This window comes from Actinokineospora enzanensis DSM 44649 (assembly GCF_000374445.1).
Lineage (GTDB): Bacteria > Actinomycetota > Actinomycetes > Mycobacteriales > Pseudonocardiaceae > Actinokineospora > Actinokineospora enzanensis.
Genome location: NZ_KB894420.1, coordinates 44,557 through 59,011, shown reverse-complemented (window position 1 = coordinate 59,011; position 14,455 = coordinate 44,557). Strand labels below are relative to the sequence as shown.

The 14,455-nt window shown below is 70.7% G+C and carries 10 protein-coding genes; 7 read left to right on the top strand and 3 right to left on the bottom strand.

The genetic code is table 11. The features are described 5' to 3' along the window. The first annotated feature begins 69 nt into the window (after positions 1 to 69). The 6 genes from C503_RS0120795 to C503_RS0120770 all read left to right on the top strand — a co-directional run bounded on the left by C503_RS0120795 (position 70) and on the right by C503_RS0120770 (position 9,213). A complete protein-coding gene (locus tag C503_RS0120795) occupies positions 70 to 1,365 on the top strand; it encodes a flavin monoamine oxidase family protein (protein ID WP_018684152.1) in 1,296 nt (431 codons plus the stop codon). Continuing rightward, positions 1,362 to 2,300 carry an agmatinase gene (gene speB / locus C503_RS0120790; RefSeq protein ID WP_026316525.1) on the top strand — a complete coding sequence of 313 codons (939 nt, stop codon included), beginning with the start codon at positions 1,362 to 1,364 and terminating at the stop codon, positions 2,298 to 2,300. Before C503_RS0120795 ends, speB begins: the two co-directional genes overlap by 4 nt. Further along, a complete protein-coding gene (locus C503_RS0120785; RefSeq protein ID WP_018684150.1) occupies positions 2,297 to 3,709 on the top strand; it encodes a gamma-aminobutyraldehyde dehydrogenase in 1,413 nt (470 codons plus the stop codon). The genes speB and C503_RS0120785 overlap by 4 nt, the downstream gene beginning before the upstream one ends. Before the next feature lie 10 nt (positions 3,710 to 3,719). After that, positions 3,720 to 5,150, top strand: a complete 1,431-nt coding sequence (locus C503_RS0120780) for an aldehyde dehydrogenase family protein (RefSeq protein ID WP_018684149.1) — start codon at positions 3,720 to 3,722, stop codon at positions 5,148 to 5,150. Between the two features lie 322 nt (positions 5,151 to 5,472). After that, positions 5,473 to 8,331, top strand: a complete 2,859-nt coding sequence (locus tag C503_RS0120775) for an AfsR/SARP family transcriptional regulator (protein WP_169514577.1) — start codon at positions 5,473 to 5,475, stop codon at positions 8,329 to 8,331. Positions 8,332 to 8,346: 15 nt separating this feature from the next. After that, entirely contained in the window at positions 8,347 to 9,213 is an 867-nt protein-coding gene (locus tag C503_RS0120770) for a class I SAM-dependent methyltransferase (protein WP_018684147.1), read from the top strand. Positions 9,214 to 10,300: 1,087 nt separating this feature from the next. Here the strand turns inward: C503_RS0120770 and C503_RS0120765 are convergent. The 3 genes from C503_RS0120765 to C503_RS0120755 are packed head-to-tail and all read right to left on the bottom strand — an operon-like array spanning position 10,301 to position 11,957. Further along, positions 10,301 to 10,654 carry a hypothetical protein gene (locus C503_RS0120765; protein WP_018684146.1) on the bottom strand — a complete coding sequence of 118 codons (354 nt, stop codon included), beginning with the start codon at positions 10,652 to 10,654 and terminating at the stop codon, positions 10,301 to 10,303. A 15-nt stretch (positions 10,655 to 10,669) separates the two neighbouring features. Continuing rightward, positions 10,670 to 11,470: a DsbA family protein gene (locus C503_RS0120760; RefSeq protein WP_018684145.1), complete on the bottom strand. Its 801-nt coding sequence runs from the start codon at positions 11,468 to 11,470 to the stop codon at positions 10,670 to 10,672. A gap of 1 nt (position 11,471) precedes the next feature. After that, positions 11,472 to 11,957 carry a MauE/DoxX family redox-associated membrane protein gene (locus tag C503_RS0120755; RefSeq protein ID WP_018684144.1) on the bottom strand — a complete coding sequence of 162 codons (486 nt, stop codon included), beginning with the start codon at positions 11,955 to 11,957 and terminating at the stop codon, positions 11,472 to 11,474. 66 nt (positions 11,958 to 12,023) lie between these two features. On the opposite strand from C503_RS0120755, the gene hrpB reads away from it, so the two are divergent. After that, the gene (gene hrpB / locus C503_RS0120750) at positions 12,024 to 14,447 is read left to right on the top strand and encodes an ATP-dependent helicase HrpB (RefSeq protein WP_018684143.1); all 2,424 of its coding nucleotides are present in this window, start codon (positions 12,024 to 12,026) and stop codon (positions 14,445 to 14,447) included. The last annotated feature ends 8 nt before the right edge of the window (positions 14,448 to 14,455 follow it).

The following is a 14,455-nucleotide window of genomic DNA, read 5'->3' as shown; positions in this document are numbered from 1 at the left end:
TCCCAGGCGACCGTACGGTGCCGATACCGGTTCGCGGTGGTGGGGTTGGTTGAGGAGAGTGAGTGCTCGATGGAGTCGAGTGTGGACGTCGTGGTCGTGGGGGCCGGGTTCGCGGGGTTGACCGCTGCCCGCGATCTGGGGGCCGCCGGGCGGACCGTGTGTGTGGTGGAGGCGCGGGATCGGATCGGGGGCAGGACCTGGTACCGCACCGACCTGTTCGACGGGTTCGGGCTGGAGATGGGCGGCACCTGGATCGTGCCCGAGCAGACGTTCGTCTCGGATGAGGTTCGGCGCTACGGCATCCCGGTCACCGACAGCGAGCTGCCGGGGCGGATGACCTGGTCGGATCGTGGAAAGGTGCTCGATACGCTGATGCCCGGGCCGCCCGCCGAACTCGGCGATCTGGAGCACGCGGTGCGGGCGCTGGTGGCGGCCGGGGCGCGGCTGGATGTGGACAAGCCGTTGTCCGATCAGGGGCTCGCCGATCTCGATGTGTCGATCCGGGAATGGGCGGATGCCGCCGGGTTGAACGGGAATGCCAGGGAACTGTTGATTTCCTGGTTCTGCGGGTGCGGCAATGCATCGGCGGATACCGGTTCCGCGCTCGATATCCTCCGCTGGATTGCCGCCATGGGGAATTCCGTGTGGGGCATGGTCCAGGCCAGCGTGCTCGGACAGACCTTCGACAACGGCACGGCGTCCCTGGCCAGGGCGTTGGCCGAGGACAGCGGTGCCGAGATCCGGCTCGACACTCCGGTTCGCTGGGTGCGGCAGGAGTCCGATCGAGTCGTCGTCGGGCATGACAACGGCGAGATCACCGCTCGACGGGTGCTCATCACCGTGCCGATCGGGGTGATGCAGCATATCGAGTTCCAGCCCGCGCTCTCTCCCGCCAAGCACGCCATCTCGACCGAGAACCACGCCGGGCAGGGGCAGAAGGTTTGGGCGTTGGCGCGAAACGTGCCCGAGGATCTGAGTGGTTTCGGCTGGGGCACGGCGTTCGACTACGTCGGCGCGATGCGCACACTCGCCGACGGCGTGGTGCTGGTCTGCTTCGCCCCCGAGCACGACCGCGTCAACGCCGACGACATCGCCGACGTGCAGCGGGCCGTGCGCGAGTTCGCCCCGGACGCGGAGGTGGTCGCCGCCGCCACCCACCGCTGGGTGGACGACGAGTGGTCCCGTGGCACGTGGACCACGTTCCGGGCCGGGCAGATCTCCCGCTACGAGAAGGACCTGGCCGTCCCCGAAGGCCTGGTGCACTTCGCGGGCGCCCACACCGCGCACCGCTGGCCCGGGTTCATCGACGGTGCCATCGACAGCGGCAGGCGCGCCGCCGCCGAGTTGCTGGAGGTGCTGGCGTGACTGTCGGGCCAGTGGATGCCACCAGGGTCCCGCGCTATGCGGGTGAGGCAACGTTCGCGCGATTGCCCCGACTCTCCGATCTCTCCGACGCCGACGCGCTCGTGTGGGGGATCCCGTTCGACGCCGGGGTGAGCTACCGGCCCGGGGCACGGTTCGGGCCGACGCACGTGCGGCAGAGTTCGCGGCTGCTGCGCCCCTACAACCCCGCACTGGACGTCGAGCCGTTCGCGACGCGTCAGGTCGCGGACGCCGGGGACATCGGGGTCAATCCGTTCGACCTCGCCGAGGCCGTGGCCACGATCGAGGCCGCCGCCGCCGAACTCAGCGGCACCCGCCGCACGTTGCTCACCATCGGCGGCGACCACACAATCGCGTTGCCCTTACTGCGCGTGCAGCACCGCCGCCACGGCCCGATCGCGGTCCTGCACTTCGACGCGCACCTCGACACCTGGGACACCTACTTCGGCGCCGCCTACACGCACGGCACGCCGTTCCGCCGCGCGAGCGAGGAGGGCCTGATCGACACCGCGCACTCCGTGCACGTCGGCATCCGCGGCCCCCTGTATTCGCGGCTGGACCTGGACGAGAGCGAGCAGCTCGGGTTCACCGCGGTGCACGCCCGCGACTTCGCCCGCTCCCCCATCGACGACATCATCAACCGGGTCCGCGCCCGCCTGGGCGACCGTCCCGTCTATGTCTCGGTCGACATCGACGTCCTCGATCCCGGTTTCGCGCCCGGCACGGGAACACCAGAGGCGGGCGGCCTGTCCAGCCGTGAGCTGCTGGAGATCCTGCGCGGCCTCCGGGGCCTGAACGTGATCGGCGCGGATGTCGTCGAGGTGGCACCCGCCTACGACCACGCCGAGATCACCGGGATCGCCGCCGCCCACGTGCTCTACGAGCTGCTGAGCGTCCTGCCCGAGGAGAGACGATGACCGTGTACAACATCATCGACGGTGTCCGGCACGAGTCGGCCACGACCACCGACCTGGTCGACCCCTGCACCGGCGAAGTATTCGACTCGGCCCCACTGTCCACAACGGATGATGTGGACCGCACCTACCGGGCCGCCACCGCGGCCTTCAAGGTCTGGCGGGCCACCACCCCGGGGCAACGCCAGGAAGCGTTGCTGAAGTGCGCGGACGCCCTGGAACGGCGAGCGGACGAGTTCGTCGACGCCGAGTGTCGCAACACCGGCAAACCAACCGCGGTCACCCGCACCGAGGAGGTCCTGGCGTCCGTCGACGTGCTGCGGTTCTTCGCGGGTGCCGCGCGGCTGCTGCCCGGCGTCGCCGCGAGCGAGTACCTCCCCGGCCACACCTCCTACGTGCGGCGGGAGCCGGTCGGCGTGATCGGCCAAGTCGCGCCCTGGAACTACCCGCTGCTCATGGCTGTGTGGAAGATCGCTCCCGCGTTGGCGGCGGGCAACACCGTGGTGCTCAAGCCCTCCGACACGACCCCGGTGACGGCCGCGATGCTCGGCGAGCTGGTGGCCGGGTCCGTACCGCCCGGTGTGCTCAACGTCGTCTGCGGTGACCGGGACACCGGACGCGCGGTCGTGGCGCACCCGGCGGCGGCGATGGTGTCGATCACCGGGTCGACCCGGGCGGGCATCGAGGTGGCGCGCAGCGCGGCCGACCGGGTCGCTCGCACGCACCTGGAACTCGGCGGGAACGCGCCGGTCCTGGTGTTCGGCGATGCCGATCTGGACGCGGCCGTGGAGGGCGTTGTCGCGGCGGGCTTCTTCAACGCGGGCCAGGACTGTACGGCCGCCTCCCGGATCCTCGTGGACCAGGCCGTGCACGAGGAGTTCACCGCGCGGCTGGTCGAGCGCGTCAAGAAGGTCCACACCGGACCGCCTGCCGACCCGACCGCGGACTACGGTCCGCTCAACAACGCCGACCAGTTCGCTCGCGTCCAGTCGATCCTCGACGGCCTGCCCGTACACGCGCGCGTGCTCACCGGCGGGGAACGCGTGGGTGAGCGCGGATTCTTCCTCGCGCCGACGGTGGTCGACGGGGTGCAGCAGGACGACATGGTCGTGTGGGAGGAGAACTTCGCCCCGCTCCTGACCGTACAAACGTTTGCCGACGAGGCCGAGGCACTGCGGCTGGCCTGCGATGTCGACCAGGCGCTGGCGGCGAGCGTGTGGACCGGTGACCACGGGCGGGCGATGCGCTCGGCCGCGCGGCTGGACTTCGGCTGCGTGTGGATCAACACCCACATGACGCTCGTCGCGGAGATGCCGCACGGCGGGTTCAAGCAGTCCGGCTACGGCAAGGACCTGTCCCAGTACAGCCTTGAGGACTACACCCGCGTCAAGCACGTCATGCACAGGCACTGAGGGGAGCACCATGACCGTGCCGTACTGGGTCGCGGGCAAGCCGTCGACCGGCCCGACGCCGCTGGAGGTGCGACACCCCGGCGACGGCCACCTGGTCGCCACCACCAGCCTCGCGTCCACTTCGGACATCGAGACGGCCGTCGCGACGGCGCACGCCGCGGACACCGCCACACTTCCCGCGCACGTCCGGGCCGACGCGTTGACGCACGTCAGCGCCCGGCTCGCCGAGCGGGCCGAGGAGCTCGCCCGGCTGATCACCGCCGAGAACGGCAAGCCGGTCCGCTGGGCCAGGACCGAGGTCACCCGGGCCGTGTCCACGTTCCGCCTGGCCGCCGAGGAGGCCCGCCGCTGGTCGGGTGACCTGCAACGACTGGACACCGACCCGGGCAGCGCGGGCCGCCTGGCCTTGGTGCGCCGGGTGTCGCGCGGGCCCGTGCTTGGCATCACCCCGTTCAACTTCCCGCTCAACCTGGTGGCGCACAAGGTCGCGCCCGCGATCGCCGTGGGCGCGCCGTTCGTGCTCAAGCCCGCACCCGCCACTCCCCTGTCCGCGCTCGCGCTGGGCGAGATACTCGCCGAGACCGATCTCCCGGCGGGCTCGTGGTCGATCCTGCCCACCACCAACGAGGTGGCCGCGGCGCTGGTCGCCGACCCCCGGCTGCCGGTGGTCAGCTTCACCGGGTCCGCCGAGGTCGGCTGGCGGATCCGGGACACGGTGCCGCGCAAGCAGGTCGTCCTGGAACTGGGGGGCAATGCGGCCGCGGTCGTCTGTCCCGACTACACCGGTGCGACGGACCTGGCCCACGCGGCGTCGCGGATCGCCACGTTCGCCATGTACTCGGCGGGACAGTCGTGCATCGCCGTGCAGCGTGTCTTCGTGCCCCGCTCGCACTACCGCGCGTTCGTCGATCTCCTGGTCACCGCGGTCGACGCGCTCGCCACCGGGGATCCGTTCGATGACGCGACGGAGGTCGGGCCGCTCATCGACACCGCGGCGGCGCAACGCGTGCGGCAGTGGATCGCGGAGGCGCTCGACGCGGGCGCGACCCTGCGGACCGGCAACAACGGCGCGGGAACCACGCTCGCGCCGACCGTGCTCACCGACGTTCCCCGCACCGCGCGGGTCCACCGGGACGAGGTGTTCGGACCGGTGGTCGTCGTGGATCCGGTCGACTCCCTCGACGAGGCGCTGGCGGGGGTGGACGATTCACGGTTCGGTCTCCAGGCCGGGTTGTTCACCCGCGACCTGGCCACCGCGTTCCACGCGCACGCCAGGCTCGCGGTCGGCGCGGTGATCGTGGGCGACGTGCCCTCGTTCCGCGCCGACCAGATGCCCTACGGCGGTGTCAAGGACTCCGGGGCAGGTCGGGAGGGCGTGCGCTCGGCCATGCACGACCTCACCGACGACCGCGTCCTCGTCCTGACCGGGATCACCCTATGACCACCGGTCACCATTCCCGGTCCGGCGGCGGCCCGGCACCGAATTCCCTTGCCGCACCGGCGGATTCGTCGATTGATCTGGTCAACCCCTGTGCAACGGACACAATGAGACTCCCCACGGAACAGACTGCGACCGGATGAGACACCGAGCCCACCGCACGCGCGGTTGCCCGGTATCGCGTTCATCACCCCAGGTGCCGCGAACGCGCGGCAGCAATGAGAAGTGGCGCGCCCTCCCCTGACGCGCCACCGGGCACCAGCATCGCCGACGCCGTCCTCGTTTCGTCCTCGATGCCCCACGGCCTGCTGGTATGGTCGCGTGGGTGATCACGGGGGAGGCGCGGTACGGGGTTCTCGGTCCGCTGGAGGTCCGGTTCGCGGACAGGTCCGTTCCCATCGGTGGTCTCAAGCAGCGCAAACTGCTGGCCGCGTTGCTGCTGAACGCGGGCAGGCCGGTCGCGTTGAGCAGGCTCGTGGCGGCCATCTGGGACGCCGATCCGCCGAAGACGGCGGAAAAGCAGGTGCGCAACGCGGTTTCCGATCTGCGTCGGGTGCTCGCCGAGGACAGTTCGAAGCTCGAACTTGTCGCGGGCGGATATCGGCTCGATGTGGCCGACCATGTTGACGCGACGCTGTTCCGCGATCGGATCGCGCGTGCGAGAGCGCTCCCACCGGACAGGCCGGTGGCGGCCATCGCGGCTTTCCGTGCCGCATTGGAACTGTGGCGTGGGGACGTCCTGGCCGGACTGGAAAGCGCGGCGCTGTGCCCGCAGGTCGAACGGCTGCGCGAGCTGCGGCTGGCCGCGTTCGAGGACTGCGTGGACCTACGCCTCGCACACGGCGAGCACCGGGAACTGCTCGGCGAACTGGTGGAGTCCACGCGCGAATACCCGCTGCGGGAACGGTTGACGGCGCAACTCATGGTGGCGCTGCACCGGTCCGGCGCGGCCGGTGAGGCGACGCTCGCCTACCACGCGTTCCACCGGCGGCTGAACGAGGAACTCGGCATCGACCCGGGCGTCGAGCTGCGCGACCTGCACCGACGACTCCTGGCGGACAACGACAACGCGTCCACACCGGCCATGCCGCGCAGCGACCTCCCCCGCGACACCACCTCCTTCACCGGCCGGGACGCGGAGCTCGACCGGGTCACCGAGTCCGCCACGCTGGCCGGGTCCACGATGGTCGTCTCCGCGATCGACGGCATGGCGGGCGTCGGCAAGACCGCGCTGGCCGTGCATGTGGCACACCGGTTGGCGCCGCGCTTCCCGGACGCCCAGCTCTTCCTCGATCTGCACGCGCATACGCCTGGGCAGACGCCGTTGACGCCGACCGCCGCGCTGGAAGGACTGCTGCGCGCGTTGGGCGTGGAACAGGACCGCATCCCGCACGATCTGGACGCGCGCGCCAGCCTGTGGCGGGCAACGCTGTCCCGGCGTCGGGTACTGGTGGTGCTGGACAACGCTGCCGGCACTCGGCAGATCACGCCGTTGCTGCCCAGTGCGCCCGGTTGCATGACCATCGTGACCAGTCGCCACCGGCTGATCGACCTGGACGCGGTCGTCCTGGTGCTCGACGTGATGCCGTTCGACGACGCACATGCCTTGTTCGTGAAGGTGGTCGGGGACGAACGGCCGCTCGCGGAGCCCGCGGCGACCCGGGAAGTGCTGGAGCTGTGCGGATATCTGCCGCTGGCGATCCGGATCGCCGGGTCGCGGCTGCGGCACCGACGCGCGTGGACCGTGGAATACCTGGCGACGCGGCTGCGTGACCAGCGGCGGCGCATGGACGAACTCAACACCGACGACCACAGCGTGGCGACGGCGTTCAACCTCTCCTACGAGCAACTGCCCGAGGAGACGAAGGCGTTGTTTCGCATGCTCGGACACATCCCCGGAGTCGATGTCGACACACACACCGCGGCCGCCCTGGTGCGCGGGTCCCCCTTCGACACCGAACGGGCTCTGGAGGAGTTAGTCGACGCGCACCTGCTGCAACAGCACCAGCCGGGCCGCTACCAGTTCCACGACCTGCTGCGCTCGTACGCGGCGTCGCTGTCGCTCGACATCGACTCGGCGTCGGAACGTGACGAGGCCGTCTCTCGTTTGTTGGACCACTACCTGTTCACGTCGGCCGCGGCGATGGACCTGGTTTCGCCGACGGAGCCCGTGCATCGGCCGAACGTGACGGCAGGGTCGACCACACACACGCTGTCGAACTACGCGGAAGCGTTGAACTGGCTCAACACCGAGCGGCGCAACCTACTGGCGGCGGCGACGCGCGCCACGGAAGACGGCCGCTTCTCGCACGCGTGCGAACTGTCCGGCACGTTGTGGCGCTACTACCACATCAGCGGCTACCACCACGACGCGTTCGACTTGCACAGCAACGCCGCCGATGCCGCCGACGCCGCCGGGGACATTCGATCCCGCGCGGACGCGTTGGCCTGCCGCGGCTACACCAACTGGTGGCTAAGCCGCTACCCGCAAGCCATCCAGGACTGCGAGGAAGCCATCGACATCGCCCGGCGCATCGGCGACCGCAGCCTCGCGGGCCGCGCCCTGCACGCGCTCGGCCTGGTGCACGTGCGCATCGGCGCGGACCGCGACGCGCACACCGCGCTGGAGGAGACGCGGGTGATCGGCGTGGAGACCGGTGACCGCGTCCTGGAGGGCTACGCGCTGCGCGGTCTGGGAGACGTGCACCTGCGCCTCGGGCGGGAGGATGTGGCGGTGGCCTCGTACGAGCAGGCCGTCGCCATCGCGCTGGAAGTCGGTAATGTGACCATCGAGGGCTACGCCTCCCGTGCCCTGGGCGAGATCCACGCGCGCCGCGGCGAGAGCGAGAAGGGGCTGGCCTACTGCATGAGGGCACTGGAACTCGCGCGCCGTAGCCGTAACCGCAACGTGCAGACCCGCGTCCTACGCACCGTCGGCGACCTGCACCGCGACAACGGCCGACTCGACCTCGCCCTGGAAAACTACGCCGAGGGCCGTCGACTCGCCGAGGAGACCGGCCACCGCTACGAGATCGCCTACGCCCACGACGGCGTCGCCCGCACCCTGATCCTGCGCGACGACCCGACCGCCGCAGCGGACCACTGGCACCAGGCACTGCGGCTGTTCGACGAACTGGACGTGCCCGAGGCCGACCAGGTCCGCCAGGCCCTGACCGCCCTCTAGCCGCGGAGCTGAACCGTGCCAACCACCTCCACCGCCGAGACGACGACCCTGTTACGGGCAGCGGGCGCGCTTCTGCCGGACCAATCGTTGCGCGGGCCGGACGTACTCGCCGCCCGCCTGTTGCCGTGGCGTCCGCTGGGGCGCGCACTGATAAAGGTGCCGGGGCTGCGGTCGCGGGTGGCGCGGGCGGTTCTGCGGAACTGGCCGAGTGCGTTGTGGTACGAGGTTGCCCGCACGCGATACATGGATGACGTGGTGCGCGCCGAGGTCGCGGCAGGCGCGCGACAGGTGGTGATTCTGGGGGCGGGGTTCGACACTCGCGCTTACCGGCTGCGGTCTTTGTTCGCTGACGCGGCGGTGTACGAGGTCGATCAGGCTGAGGTGTCCGAGCTGAAGCAGGCGCGCGCGGGGAAGCTCGGTACGGCGGATGTGCGTTATGTGGTGACGGACTTCAACGAGGAGGACTTGGCCGCCGCGATGGCGCGTGGGGGGTTCGATCCGGGAGTGCGATCGGTTGTCGTGTGGTCGGGGGTGACGCCGTACCTGGAGGAACATGGGGTTGTCCGTACCCTGCGGTGGTTCGCTTCGCAGGCGTCGGGGAGCTCCATCGTGTTCGACTACGCGTGGCGGGAGATCGTCGAGGGGACCGAGGAACTGTCGGACGCCTCCACGGTCATGCGGAACGTTGCCGCGCGGGGAGAGCCTTGGCGGTGGGGGATCCGGAAGGGATGCGCGGCGGAGTTCCTCGGTTCCTTCGGGCTGGTGGTGGCGGAACATCTCGACATGACCGAAGCCCAGGAACGGTACCTACGGCGGACTGACGGCGGCGTGCAGGGTCCGGTGTGGACGTTCGGTGGCTTCGCCCACGCTCGGGTTGGATAATCGGTGTCTTGCCAACCCTTTTGCGCTTCCGTGCGGTTACTTTGTCGACTGAGGGTGACGTTGGCTTCACCCCATCAGGCGCTGTGGATACGGAACTTTCTTCGGCGTGTCGTTCGTTGCGAGTTGAGGTTGTGCGAGCGCGAGGGACAGAAGACGCGCGAGCGCGGGACACGGCGAAGGGAGCAGGAGATAGGAAGAGGCAAGCGAAGCCACCCCGGGTTCAGCGGCCACCGCCCATCATCGACGGGGAAGCCTGGGAGACTCCGACAGCCAAGCGTCCCGTGGCACCGCTGGCAGACCAGTGGCAGTGCCGGCAGGCCAGCCCCTGACGGGCAGTGACGCCCGGTTCAGTGCATGCATCGCGGAGATCACCGGTCACCGCCGATGTGGATCAGAACGGGAGTTCGGTCGCGGCGCAGGCTGAGACAGCGCCACGTCCGCCCCCTCCGGGCACGGCTCGGGATCGCGGGTACCCCCGGATCCAGCCGCTCGACGCCTGGAAAGCCAGACGTGGCAGCCGCGCTTGGCCCATGCTGGGCATGCCTTGCCCCGGGCCCAGCTGGCCCAGTCCGGGCGCGGCTCCGAGATCCGGCCGTGGCCGGGCGCGACCCCAGGTCAGACGCAGCCCGCACCGAACAGCACATCCGATGATGCAGGCCGCTGGTTCCGCTGCCCTCGCCTGCTGTGCACGAGCGGCCGCCAAGAACGATCGGCGTGACGGCGGCGGCCCACGACCATAGGAAGCCGCCAGCGGACTTGCCGAGGACGCGCCGCAACTGCGCAGGTCGGGCGATCCCAGGTGGGCCTGACCCTTGTCGAAGGTGGCCGCTACCAAGGGAACGAACGTCCTTGAGGCCTGCAGGCAGCACACGCCTGGCGCGGTCCAAGGCGCGGTCTGCCAGGTCTCGCTTGCCGGGCGCCGAGCGGGTTGGGTCCGGGGGCAGCCGAGCGGTTGGGTCCTCGACTACCGACGCCAGCGGCTCGATCATCGCGCGACGCTGGCGGCTCGATCATCGCGGTGGCAGGCCGCGTCGGGTCAGGAGGAATAGCCGTCGAGATCAGCGACGCAGCGGAGACGGCGCAGGCGTCAGCTCACCCATCGGCGGGCGGCGTCGGCGCTGTCCAGGGGGTTGGTGTTGAAGGCGATGGCGGCCTGGGGGGCGTGTCGATGTACCAGGTTGAGCACCTGCTCGAAGAACTCCAGTAAGTGCTCGGACTTGCGGATCCCCCCACCGATGACCACGCAGGCGTAGGGATGCGCGGCCAGGGCTTCGACGATCGTGGCCTCGGCCGTGTCGAACGCGGTGATCGAGCACAGGTCGCCCTCCAAGCCGAGTTCGGCGAAGCGGGCCATGCCGGTCTCCAAGGCGGCCGCAACCTCGGCGGCGTTCGGGTGGGATACGGCGAAGGGGTCGAAGCCGATCAGTAGCGCGCGTGCCACCTGTCCCCCACGGTGTCAGCCCGTCGTGGCGTTAGTGAGCCAGTTCGGGTCGGCGGTCTCGATGACCTTATTGTTCACCGCGACCGTGGGCGTGGCGAAGCCTTTTTGGCTGCCGACCTGCTGCCAGAGCGACTCGTCGGACTTGGCTGTGGCGTAGGCCGCGTCGATGTCCTTGTCGTATTTGCCCGCGTTTACGCCGTCCGCGAAACTTGGTGCGGTGATGCCGAGGAGTTTGCCCAGGGCGATCAGCTGGTCCTTGGACCAGCCGCGCGCGCCTTCCTGGGGTTGGCTGGCGAACAGGCTCTTGTGGAAGGCGAGGAACTTGCCCTCGTCGGCGGCCAGCAATGCGGCGTTGGCCGAGTCGGTGGAGTAGCCCGCCGGGTCGGAGCGCTCGTTCAGCAGGTTGATCATGTGGTAGCGGACCTTGATCTCGCCTGCGTCCAGCTTCTGCTCGACGGCCCCGGCGTAGGTCTTCTCGAAGGCGCCGCAGGCCGGGCAGAGGAAGTCCTCGTAGACGTCGATGGTGACCTTGGCCGAATCCCGGCCGACCAGCACCGCGGCGCCGTCGCGGCGGGCGGGGACGTCCAGCGAGATGGACTGGGCGGCGATCTGGCCGTCGGAGGTGGCGTCCTTGCGGCTGTTGGTATAGATCACACCCACGACCACCGCGATGGCGATGACCGCGACCACGGCGACGCCGATCAGTGCCTGTTTGCGGCTGCCCGTCGACTTGCGCGCGGCCGTGACCGGGTTCGGCTTGCCGCCGACCCGCTCGCCCTGCCGCCGCTTGCGCGCGCTGCGCTCCGCTCCGCCCACCTCAGGTCCCGACCTTTCCCGATACCGGCTCGGCCGCGCCGCCGCCGAGGCGGCCGTCCACGGCGAGCCAGGTGCGCGGCCGGATGGCCAGCCACACCGCCATGACCAGGAACCCGGTGTCCCTGGCGATCTCCTGCGGGTACCGCGTGTCGCCCGCGGCGACCTGGCCGCCGCCGCCGAAGCAGCCGCAGTCGATGCTCAGGCCGCGGGCCCAGGACTGGGCGACGGCGGCGATGAACACCAGCAGCACCACCCCGGACAGCACCGCGGTCAGCCGGGTGCCGAGCCCGACCAGCAGCAGCGCGCCGAGGGCGAGCTCCAGGAACGGCATGGCCCCGGCGACCACGCTGACCACCCCGCCGGGCAGCACGTCGTAGGCCTGCACGGCGATGAACGTCTGGTTCGGGTCGCTCGCCTTGAGCCACCCGGACACCAGCCAGACCGCCGCCAGCCCCAGTCGGAACAGGGTGCCGACGGCCACCAGCACCGTCCCTTTCGTCACGCTCCCGGAGGCTACCCGCGCACACTGAGCGCAACCTGAGAGGCTGGGCGGGTGCCGCACCTCGACCGCCTCCCGGACCTGCCGGTGCGTGCTGCCCTGCCGGACATCACTCGAACGATGGATGCGCGCGGGACGGCCGTGCTGGTGGCCCCGCCGGGCACCGGTAAGACCACCCTGGTTCCCATCGCACTGGCCGAGTCGGGGGCGAAAGTGCTGGTGGCGGAGCCGCGGAGACTGGCGGCGCGGGCGGCCGCGGCGCGGATGGCGGCGCTGTTGGGCGAGCCGGTCGGGCGCACGGTCGGTTACGCGGTGCGCGGTGATCGGAAGACCTCCGCGGATACCCGTGTCGAGGTCGTCACATCGGGTCTGCTGGTGCGCAGGCTCCAGCACGACCCGGAGTTGTCCGGTGTGGACACGGTGCTGCTGGACGAGTGCCATGAGCGGCACCTGGACGCGGACCTGCTGCTCGCCCTGCTGCTGGACTCCCGCGAGGGCCTGCGGCCCGATCTGCGCCTGCTCGCGACCAGCGCGACCGTGGCCGAGGACCGGTTGGCGGAGCTGCTCGGCGACGCCCCGGTGCTGCGTGTCGAGGCCCGTACGTTCCCGGTCGAGACCCGGTACACGCCGCCGTTGCGCGGTGAGCGGCTGGAGCAGTGCGTGGCCCGCGCGACCCGCGCCGCACTGTCCACTCACGACGGTGATGTGCTGGTGTTCCTCCCGGGCGCGGCCGAGATCCGCCGGGTCGGCGAGGCGCTGCGGGGTGTCGACGCGGATGTCCTCCCCTTGCACGGCAGGCTCGCCGCGGGTGATCAGGACGCCGCGCTCACTCCGGGTCCGCGCAAGCGGGTGGTGCTGTCGACGGCGGTGGCCGAGTCCAGTCTGACTGTTCCCGGGGTGCGGATCGTGGTCGACGCGGGTCAGTCGCGGGTGCCGCGGGTCGACCACAGGCGCGGTATGTCCGGTCTGACCACGGTGCGCGTGTCGGCCGCGGTGGCCGATCAGCGCGCCGGTCGCGCGGGTCGAGAGGCGCCCGGGTGGGTCTACCGGTGTTGGCCGGAGCACGAGCATGCGACGCTGCCGCGCTATCCGGAGCCGGAGATCCGCACCGCGGACCTGACCCGTCTGGCTCTGGAGCTTGCCTGTTGGGGTACTCCTGACGGCAGTGGTCTGCGCTGGTGGGATGCACCGCCTGCGGGTGCGCTCGCGGCGGGCCGGGAGACGTTGACGGCGCTGGGCGCGTGGGACGGGGCCGTCACCGAGCGGGGTCGCGCGATTGCCCGGCTCGGTCTTCACCCGCGTCTGGCGCGCGCGCTGCTGGATGGCGCCGTCCAGGTCGGGGCGCGCACAGCGGCAGAGGTGGTGGCGGTACTCGACGACGACACCCTCGCGAACAGCTCTGATCTGACCGCGTCGCTGCGGGCTCTGCGCGACGGCTCCCCTGCGTCTCAACGCTGGCGGCGGGAGACCCGCAGGTTGGCGGCGTTGATCGAGGATCGGGCCGCTCCGACAGCTCCCGGTGACGCCGCGCTGGTGGTCGCGCTCGCGCAGCCGGAGCGGCTGGCCCGCAGGCGGTCGGCGGACGTCCCCATCTACCTGATGGCCAACGGCACGGCCGTGGAGCTGCCCGCGGGCAGCGGGCTCGGTGACCCGAGGTGGTTGGCGGTGGCGGTGGCGGAGCGGGTGCCCGGCGCGGCGCACGGCCGGATCCGGTTGGCGGCGACGGCCGACGAGCAGCTGGCCGTGGCCGCCGCGCCTGCCCTGGTCACCGAGGTCGACGAGATCATCTGGGCGAACGGTGACGTCGTGACCCGTCGGATCCGCAGGCTGGGCGCCATCACGCTGCGCGAACGCGCGCTGTCCACGCCGCCTGCGGACGCGGTGCGCGCGGCCGTGCTCGACGGTCTCCGCGCTACCGGCCTGTCGCTGGTGACCTTCTCCGCGAGTGCCCGGTCGCTCCGCGAGCGTCTCGCCCTCCTGCGTCGCACGCTCGGCGATCCCTGGCCTGCCGTCGACGACGCGGCTCTGCTGGCCTCGGCCGACACCTGGGTCGGTTCCGCCCGCAACCGCGCGGACCTGGGCCGTCTGGACATGACGACGGCGTTGCGCACGCTGCTCCCGTGGCCTGCCGCAGCCCGCCTGGACGAGTTGGTGCCGGAGCGTCTGGAGGTCCCGTCCGGTTCCAAACCGCGTCTGGACTACTCCGGCGACAAACCGGCGCTACCGGTCAAAGTCCAGGAGATCTTCGGCTGGACCGCCACGCCGACGGTGGTGGACGGTCTTGTTCCGGTGATCCTGCACCTTTTGTCCCCGGCAGGGCGCGCGGTGGCGGTGACATCCGATCTGACGTCGTTCTGGGGTGAGGGATATCGCCAAGTCCGCGCGGAGTTGCGCGGCCGCTATCCGAAACACCGCTGGCCGGAGGACCCGATGACGGCCCAGCCCTCGCAACGCACGACGCAGCCGCGACAGCGCTGAGCGCCGTT

What these genes read in the sequence shown, in the direction of transcription:
- C503_RS0120795 (WP_018684152.1), top strand. Translation starts at nt 70, where the DNA reads ATGGAGTCGAGTGTGGACGTCGTGGTCGTGGGGGCCGGGTTCGCGGGG.
- C503_RS0120785 (WP_018684150.1), top strand. Translation starts at nt 2,297, where the DNA reads ATGACCGTGTACAACATCATCGACGGTGTCCGGCACGAGTCGGCCACG.
- C503_RS0120780 (WP_018684149.1), top strand. Translation starts at nt 3,720, where the DNA reads ATGACCGTGCCGTACTGGGTCGCGGGCAAGCCGTCGACCGGCCCGACG.